This is a genomic window from Streptomyces sp. NPDC055078 (assembly GCF_053607985.1).
In genome coordinates this window covers 1-5,833 of sequence record NZ_JBSGUP010000526.1, presented here as the reverse complement: position 1 = coordinate 5,833, position 5,833 = coordinate 1, and the positions used below count along the sequence as shown (strand labels likewise).

The window sequence follows — 5,833 nt, the reverse complement described above, 5'->3', positions numbered from 1 at the left end:
GCCGGGGTCCTGCCCCGGCCGCCGGGAGTCGTCGAGGCGTCCCCGCTGTGCCGCGGTGATGGCGCGGACCACGAGGACCGCGGCCAGCGCCGCGCCGATGACGGCCGCGTCGGTGGCCAGGAGCAGATGGGCATCCGTATAGGCGCGTTCGATGACGCTGTCCGTGGAGCCCGGGTACATCAGGCCCACCCCGCTCAGCATCCCGGCGAGCCACAGTCCCCACCACCAGTTCACCGCACGCGGCAGCGGCTCTCCAGGCGCGCTCGCACGGTGGACGTCGGCGACGATCCCACGGGGCACCCACAGATTGGCCACGGGCACGATCCAGCCGGCCCAGACCCACGGCCAGGCATAGCGCGGCGGCTGTCCGGAGAGGGCGCGGGCGTTGTGGCGTACGCGCGACAGCCAGACCAGGAACGTCAACGCGCAGAGCACCGTGGCCGCGTCCCCCAGGGCGCTGACGAGGTGGTAGTCGTTCTCCAGGGCGGTCAGCGGGCGGTGCCGGCCGTCCCCCTGGTCCGGTGGCCCGGACGCGGGCATCCCGGAATCCGCGAGCCGGAACTGCCACAGGCCCCTCGCCGCCCAGGCGACAGCGGCCAGGGCGAAGGCGGCGACGGCACAACGGGCCGCTCCGAGGACGGGCAGCAGAGCCGGAGAAGTTGGTTGATCGTTCACACGGCCATTCTTTCCCACCGGGGTCCACGTTTGCCAGGAGCGATCGGGCGCCGACCGGTCACCTCCGGGCGCCGCCCGGTCGCCTCCGGGAGGTGACCGCGTGCCTACCGGTCACCTCCGGGTGCCTACCGGTCGCCTCGGGGAGCGGTCCCGAAACGGATTCGTGGTGGCCGGGCGACCGCGGCTATGATCCGCCGCATGGGTGTAGCAGTCACCAAGTAGTTCCAGGTGTGCCGTTCCACGGCCGTAGCCGCACCGGTCCCGGCCGGTGGGGTCTGTTTGCCGTACCGGCACGGAAGCGTCCTTACGGCCCCCAGCGGCCGTGATGTCCCGCTGCCTGGAGTACCCATCTGATGAACACCTTTCCCAAGGCACGTGTGCGCCGTCCTGCCGACCGCAGGATTCCGGCACTCGCGCTGCTCTCCCTCCTTCAGTTCCTCATCGCCATCGACGTCACCGTCGTCAATGTGGCGCTGCCGTCCATCGGCGCTCAGTTCCATGCCCCGACCGCGTCGCTCTCCTGGGTCGTCACCGGCTACACCCTGGTCGGCGGTGGTCTGCTGCTGCTCGGTGGCCGGGTCACCGATCTGCTCGGCAGGCGCAGGATGTTCCTGCTCGGCGCCGCCCTGTTCGTGCTCGCCTCGCTCGCCGCGGGGCTGGCGCCCGACCTGCCGACGCTGGTCGTCGCCCGCTTCGCCCAGGGTGCCGGTGAGGCACTGGCGTCGCCCGCGGCGATGTCCCTGATCGCGCTGCTGTTCCCCGAACCGGCCGAACGGGCCAGGGCCCTCGGTATCTGGGGCGGGATCTCGGCGAGCGGACTCGTCGTCGGCGTACTGCTGTCCGGTGTGCTCACCGAACTGCTGCACTGGCGCTGGATCTTCGGTGTCAATGTGCCGCTCGCGGCGGCCGTGCTGCTGATCACGCCGAAAGTGGTGCCCGCCGACGGGCCGCGGGTCCGCACCGGGCGCCTCGATCTGCCGGGAGCCGCGCTGCTGACGGCGGGCCCGCTCACCCTGGTGTACGGGGTGCTGGAGTCGGAGCCGATGGCGATCGCTGCCGGAGTGCTGCTGCTGGCCGCCTTCGTGGCGGTCGAGGCACGCACCCGGAACCCGCTCGTACCGCTCTCCTTCCTCGCCCATCGCACCCGGGCCCTGGCCAACGCGGCGACCGTCCTGCTGAGCGCGGCACTGTCCACCGCGTTCTTCCTGCTCACCCTGTATCTGCAGGATGTGGTGGGGCTCAGCCCGCTGCGGGCGGGGCTGGCCTTTCTGCCGTTCTGTGTGGTGCTGCTCCTGGCCATCTCCGTGGTCTCCCGGCTCATCACAGCCCTCGGCGTGAAACGCACCGCACTGGTGGGCCTGGCGCTCACCGCGGCGGGTCTGGCCTGGCTGGTCCGGCTCCCCGACCAGGGCGGTTACGCCGTCGATGTGCTGCCGGGCATGGTGGGAGTCGCCGCCGGGATGGGCATCGGCCTGCTCGCCCTCCAGAACGCCGCGCTGTACGGCGTCACCGAGGACGACGCGGGCACCGCGGCGGGAGTCCAGCGCTCGGTGGACCAGCTCGGCGGCTCGCTCGGGCTCGCGGTACTGGTGGGAGTCGCCGTCGGCACCTCGGGCGTCGACGGCTTCCGTAACGCCTTCCTCTACGCGATGGCCGGCGTGATCGCCGCGGCTGCCGGACTGTGGCTCGCGTTGCGTGACGAAGCGACGAAGCAGCGCAGTGACGAAGCAGCGCAGAGGCGGAGTAGCCGAGGAGCCGAGTAGCCGAGGAGCCGGGTAGCAGGAACCAGCGCGACCGGACGAGGGGGCCGCACCGCCGCACAGCGGTGGTGGGGCCCCCGAATTCATGGACTTACGGCACAAGTGTTGACGCGGGCGGCGGCACTATCCATCATGCTTTCACAATACTACGGTAACTGTATTAGAAATACAGTTTTGCGAACGCCCTCCCGGGCTGTCCGTCCGTATCGGAGTCCCCCGACCCTGTGGAGGCGGGTGCAGATGTCTCTGTCCCTTGATGAGATCCAATTGAACCGGCGGCATATCCGCCTTCTTGTGCAGTCGTCCGGCGGCCCGTTCCTCGATGGCTGGCTGCTGACCATCGTGGCGGTGGCACTGGTCGGCATGGAGCCCGAGCTGGGGCTCACCGATTTCGAGATCGGTGCGATCGGCGCGGCGGCCTTCGCCGGGATCTTCGTCGGCGGCCTGGTGTTCGGCCGGCTGACCGATGTGATCGGCCGCAAGCTGATGTACGTCATCGACCTCGTCGCACTCGTCGCCTTCTCCGGCCTGAGCGGGCTGGCCGTGGAGCCCTGGCAGGTCATCGCCTTCCGGTTCCTGGCGGGTGTCGCGATCGGGGCCGACTACCCCATCGTGCTGGCGATGCTGGTGGAGTGGGTCCCGCGCCGCCACCGGGCGCCCTTCATCGGGTGGCTGAGCATCGCCTGGGCGGTCGGGGCCACCTGCGCGGCGATCGTGGGCTGGCTGATGGTCGAGTTCCTGGGAGAGGACTCCTGGCGCTGGATCATCGCCTCGCCGGTGGTGCCCGGTCTGATCGTGCTGGCGATGCGGTGGGGATCGCCGGAGTCACCACGCTGGCTGGCACGCCAGGGACGGGAGGCCGAGGCCCAGGCCATCGTCGAGGACATGTTCGGCGCGAACACCCGGCTGGAGGTCGAGGACGAGGGCCCCGGCCAGGGCCCCGGCGGCTTCAGGGCGCTGAACACCCCCCGTAACATCCGCATGCTCGTCTTCTGCAGCGTCTTCTACACCTGTTCCGTCGCCCCCGTCTTCGCGCTCTACACCTTCGGCCCGACGATGCTGGAGACCTTCGGGCTCGGTGAGGGGAATCTGGCGTTCGTCGGCTCGGCGGTGATCAGCGTGCTGTTCATGGCGGGTCAGTTCCCGGCGCTGCGGCTGGTCGAGACGGTGGGCAGACGCCGCCTGCTCATCTGGTGCTTCGGGCTGATGGTGCTGCCCCTCACGGTCCTGGGCGTCATCCCCGAAGCCCCCGCCCTGGTCATCATCGGCTGCTTCAGCGCGTACGCCATTCTCAGCGGCCCGGCCCAGGTGATGCAGTGGGCCTATCCCAGCGAGCTGTTCGCCACCGATGTGCGCGCCACCGCCATCGGCATCGTCACGTCCGCTTCCCGGATCGGCGTCGCGGCCACCACCTATCTGCTCCCCGCCGCCCTCAGCGGCATCGGGACCGGCCCCACCATGCTGATCTTCGCGCTGATCACCGCCCTTGGACTGCTGGTCTCGGTATGGCTGGCACCCGAGACACAGGGCCGGACGCTGGCGGAGAGCAGTGCCGCGGACCGGCCGCCGTCCGGCGGGGGCCAGAGCGCGCCCGCCACCCCGCGGCACGAGTCGCGGGAGACCGCCGAATTCATCGAGTGAGGAGAACGAGATGGCAGGACTGTGGTCGATCGACCCCGGCAGCTCGCCGTACCGGGTCATCCGGGGCACCAGGGGCATCCAGCTGAACCGCTGTGTGGCCGATGTGGGACGCACGGGTCTGGGCGGTGGACTCATGCGGTTCGGCGAGGACGAGGAGATGGGCCCCTGGACCCTCACTTATGACGAGGTCTTCTACGTCCTGGCGGGCGAGCTGACCATCACAGGACCGCGCACACAAGTCCGGCTGGGACCCGGTGAGATCGGGCTGATCGAGACCGGCACCACGGTCACCTACCGGGGTACCGCCGGCACTGAGGCGTTCTATTCCGTAACGCCGCGGGACTGGAAGCCCGCGGGTGAGGCACTGGAGCTGGAACATGGGAACTGAGAAGCGGACCACGGCCGACGCGGTGGTGATCGGGGGCGGATTCGCCGGGGTAACCGCCGCCCGGGAACTGGCGGGCGCCGGGCTCTCCACCGTACTGCTGGAGGCACGGGACCGCCTCGGCGGCCGAACCTGGACAGTAGATTTCGGTGCCGACCGGGTGGAGTTGGGCGGCGCCTGGGTGCACTGGAAACAGCCCCATATCTGGGCCGAACTCACCCGGTACGGCATCGGGATCGAGGAGGACGACACCGCGTACGAGGCCGTGCTCTTCGGGAACCCGCCCCGCCGGCACGAGCCGGACGCGGCGTTCGCCCGGCTGCGCGAACTGGCCGCCGAGTACGCCGGTCTGCACCGGGACGCGCTGCCCCATCCGCACGATCCGCTCCGCCACTCCGCAGGCATCGCCGAACTGGACCGGATGTCCATGGGACAGCGGCTGGCTCAACTGCGGCTGTCACCCGAGGACCGGGACCGGCTGAGCGGTCTGCTGTACGAGGTCGCGGGCTCCCCGCTGGAGGAGGCCGGCCTGCTCGGCATCCTGCGCTGGCTCGCCCTGTGCGACTGGGACGTCAACGCCTGGTACGACACCAACCGCTACCGGCCGGTCGGCGGCACGGCAGCCGTACTCGACGCCATGACGGCGGGCAGTTCGGCCGAGGTCCGTCTCTCCTCGCCCGTGAGCGCGGTGGATTCCCGGCCGGACGGGGTGGCGGTCACCACGGCGGACGGCCGGGTGATCAGCGCCCGCGCGGCGGTCGTCGCGGTGCCGGTGAATGTGTGGCCGTCCATCGACTTCACCCCCGGACTGCCCCCGGGGCACGCTCTGGCGGCGAGGACCGGCATGGGCAAGCCCCACCAGGACAAGGTCTGGATCAAGGTCCGCGGCGATATCGGAAATATCTTCGCGCAGCTTCCGGCCGGTCTGCCGCTGAACTTCTTCTGGACCTTCCGCCAGTACCCGGACGGGCAGCTGATCATCGGTATCAACGCGAATCCGGAACTCGACGTCAACGATCCCGACCGGGTCGCCGAGGTCCTGCGCTCATACGTCCCCGAGATCAAGGAGGTCACCGCTGTACTGGGCCACAACTGGGCGGCGGACCCCTACGCCAGGGGCGGGAACACCAACCACCGCCCCGGCCAGGTGACCGCGCATCTGCGCGATCTGCAACAGCCATGGGGACGCCTGGCGTTCGCCACCGCCGATCTGGCGAGTGGGTGGATGGGTTACATCGACGGGGCGGTCGAGTCCGGACTGCGGGCTGCGCGGAACTGCCGGGCGGTCATCGGCTCCTGACCCCGGTCCCGAAGGCCACCGGGTCCTCAGGGCAGCCGGTCCTGGAGGCAGCCGGTCCGGACGGCCACTGGG

At 70.2% G+C, this 5,833-nt stretch carries 5 protein-coding genes; 4 read left to right on the top strand and 1 reads right to left on the bottom strand.

From position 1 onward, the window contains the following. The coding region (locus ACWF94_RS31100) for a DUF4328 domain-containing protein (RefSeq protein WP_453495949.1) at window positions 1–675 on the bottom strand (675 nt) is incomplete at its 3' end. A gap of 353 nt (window positions 676–1,028) precedes the next feature. Here ACWF94_RS31100 and ACWF94_RS31095 point away from each other — a divergent pair. The 4 genes from ACWF94_RS31095 to ACWF94_RS31080 all read left to right on the top strand — a co-directional run bounded on the left by ACWF94_RS31095 (window position 1,029) and on the right by ACWF94_RS31080 (window position 5,761). After that, window positions 1,029–2,438, top strand: coding sequence for an MFS transporter (locus ACWF94_RS31095; RefSeq protein ID WP_453495946.1), 1,410 nt, complete (start codon window positions 1,029–1,031; stop codon window positions 2,436–2,438). A 237-nt stretch (window positions 2,439–2,675) separates the two neighbouring features. Then, the gene (locus tag ACWF94_RS31090; protein ID WP_453495943.1) at window positions 2,676–4,076 is read left to right on the top strand and encodes an MFS transporter; all 1,401 of its coding nucleotides are present in this window, start codon (window positions 2,676–2,678) and stop codon (window positions 4,074–4,076) included. 10 nt (window positions 4,077–4,086) lie between these two features. Next, window positions 4,087–4,464 carry a hypothetical protein gene (locus tag ACWF94_RS31085; RefSeq protein ID WP_453495940.1) on the top strand — a complete coding sequence of 126 codons (378 nt, stop codon included), beginning with the start codon at window positions 4,087–4,089 and terminating at the stop codon, window positions 4,462–4,464. Beyond that, window positions 4,454–5,761 (top strand): flavin monoamine oxidase family protein, encoded by a 1,308-nt coding sequence (locus ACWF94_RS31080; protein ID WP_453495937.1) that lies wholly within the window; start codon window positions 4,454–4,456, stop codon window positions 5,759–5,761. The genes ACWF94_RS31085 and ACWF94_RS31080 overlap by 11 nt, the downstream gene beginning before the upstream one ends. Window positions 5,762–5,833: the final 72 nt, after the last annotated feature.